The following is a 2,384-nucleotide window of genomic DNA, read 5'->3' as shown; positions in this document are numbered from 1 at the left end:
CTCCAGCTTCTTCGCTGCTCGCCGCGCATCAAGGCTGCGGGTTATCGCCGCAAGCGCCTGGATGTCCGCTTAGTCGAGGCCCCAGCCAAAATAAATACGTGGCTTGAAAGTTCGCTGCGGGTCAGCCACTGTGCGATATTCATTTCCTGCGCCCGACTCGATGTCCGTTGCCTAACAACTGGTTCAAGTCGTTCGCTCCGCTCACTTGGACGTCCAAAAGCTGCGCTTTTGGCCGCCCCTTAACCAAACGTTAGGCGGCAAAAGCAACAAAGGAATGTGCGGGCATGGAAATCTTGAAAAGTTACATCCCAATACTACGTGCAACACCAAAGCCAAATGTGCTCAAAAACTGGTTCCGCGCCCCGCTTCGGCTTCTTCGCTGCTCGCCGCGCATCAAGGCTGCGGGTTATCGCCGCAAGCGCTTGGATGTCCGCTCAGTCGAGGCCCAAGCCAAAATAAATACGTGGCTTGAAAGTTCGCTGCGGGTCGGCCACTGTGCGATATTCATTTCCTGCGTCCGACTCGAAGTCCGCAGCCTAACAACTGGTTTAAGTCGTTCGCTCCGCTCACTTGGACGTCCAAAAGCTGCGCTTTTGGCCGCCCCTTAACCAAACGTTAGGCGGCAAAAGCAACAAAGGAATGTGCGGGCATGGAAGTTTTGAAAAGTTACATCCCAGTACTACGTGCAACGCCAAAGCCAAATGTGCTCAGAAACTGGTTCGGCGCCCCGCTCCGGCTTCTTCGCTGCTCGCCGCGCATCAAGGCAGCGGGTTATCAAAGCAAGCGCCTGGATGTTCGCTCAGTCGAGGCTCCAGCCAAAATAAATACGTGGCTTGAAAGTTCGCTGCGGGTCGGCCACTGTGCGATATTCATTTCCTGCGTCCGACTCGAAGTCCGCAGCCTAACAACTGGTTCAAGTCGTTCGCTTCGCTCACTTGGACGTCCAAAAGCTGCGCTTTTGGCCGCCCCTTAACCAAACGTTATGCCTACCAAAGACAAAGCCATGCATAGCATCGATGATCTTCTGAAGCGCTATGAAGAATATAAAAACAGAATCGACGCCTTCCATCACAGCAACAACAAGTACGAGACTCAACTTGACACTTACAACGCACTGAATAGCCTAAGAAAAATAATCGAGAAAGAACTACCACCAATAGCCATAAAAGCAAATACCTTATCAGCCGAAGAATTCGCCTATTTATTCAAAGCAAATCAGACTCTTTACATAGACGAATACGATTACAGACTAGAAATCTTTGAGCTTATAGTTAACCCAAACGCAGACCAAATAGATACACTGGAAAAATTCAAGACAACCATCACAATAACCTGAGTCCAGGCACAACAATGCGCTCAACTATCGCTCACTTCGTTCGCTGGACAGCCAAAAGCTACGCTTTTGTCTGCCCGTTAGCTTAATCGTTATGCAATACCAAGTCAGCGTCCAACCCCAAGGCAACTTAGGAAGTTGAAATCCAAGGATTGCCTTGAAAAACAAACAATACGAGAGCCAGCGAATGCTAAACAGCCCAGATGCCTTACTATACATACTCGGAATAGTGCTCATCTTCTTAGTTCTAAGGGAGATTCTTTGCTGGTACTGGAAAATAAACAAAATAATATCCACCCTTGAAGCCACAACAAAACTAAACGAAAAGCTTACGGAGATTCAAATGATCTCCAATGAAAAACTAGAATCAATCTGCGAAGAGTTGATCATGCTTCGACAACAGCAACTAGAATTAAGCATCAAACAGAACAAAGTGTATGAAGACGACTTTGATGAATGAGTTAATAGCCCACCAAGCAGGCTCGGATCGTTAATACTCAAATGAAGAATTTCATCACTGTGCCGAAGTTCTTCTCCGCCCCATTACGACCTCAACTTAAGAAGATCAAGACCAATGGTGCAAGTGTATCGCATAACAATTGGCTCAAGTCGTTCGCTTCGCTCACTTGGACGTCCAAAAGCTGCGCTTTTGGCCGCCCCTTAGCCAAACGTTAGGCAGTAAGAGCAATCAACTAAATGCAAGCAGGGAAAGTACGCAGGTTATGTTCAGGAAAGTGCGGCAAAGAGGCCACGCACCAGTTCACGACATCAGCCATCGCGTCGCCTGGAAGGTCAGCATGGCAAGCATCAGTGCGCTATGCACCCTCTCCGTTCGACGTTGCATTGGGCCTAACAAATGGTTCAAGTCGTTCGCTCCGCTCACTTGGACGTCCCAAAGCTGCGCTTTTGGCCGCCCCTTAACCAAACGTTAGGGAAATTCTGAAGAAGACTTCCCGAATCTGGTGAAATACGCCGATCCCGTTGCCCGAGTTTCCCGATGAAGCAGATGACCTTCGCCGATGCCGAGTACGCCGGCAAGCGCAAGCAGACC

2 protein-coding genes are annotated in these 2,384 nt (G+C 49.2%); both read left to right on the top strand.

Annotated features, from left to right (window positions below; all coding sequences use genetic code 11):
• Positions 1-1,003 precede the first annotated feature (1,003 nt).
• A complete protein-coding gene (locus tag AAFN46_RS20525) occupies positions 1,004-1,336 on the top strand; it encodes a hypothetical protein (protein WP_347810548.1) in 333 nt (110 codons plus the stop codon).
• 154 nt (positions 1,337-1,490) lie between these two features.
• A complete protein-coding gene (locus tag AAFN46_RS20520) occupies positions 1,491-1,793 on the top strand; it encodes a hypothetical protein (protein ID WP_347810547.1) in 303 nt (100 codons plus the stop codon).
• Positions 1,794-2,384 lie beyond the last annotated feature (591 nt).

Source organism: Pseudomonas sp. CAU 1711 (genome assembly GCF_039888625.1).
GTDB lineage: Bacteria > Pseudomonadota > Gammaproteobacteria > Pseudomonadales > Pseudomonadaceae > Aquipseudomonas.
Note: the sequence above shows the minus strand (reverse complement) of the source record. Positions and strands in the feature narration are given on the sequence as shown.

Coding starts and splice junctions, on each gene's coding strand:
- AAFN46_RS20525 (WP_347810548.1), top strand. CDS start 1,004: ATGCATAGCATCGATGATCTTCTGAAGCGCTATGAAGAATATAAAAAC.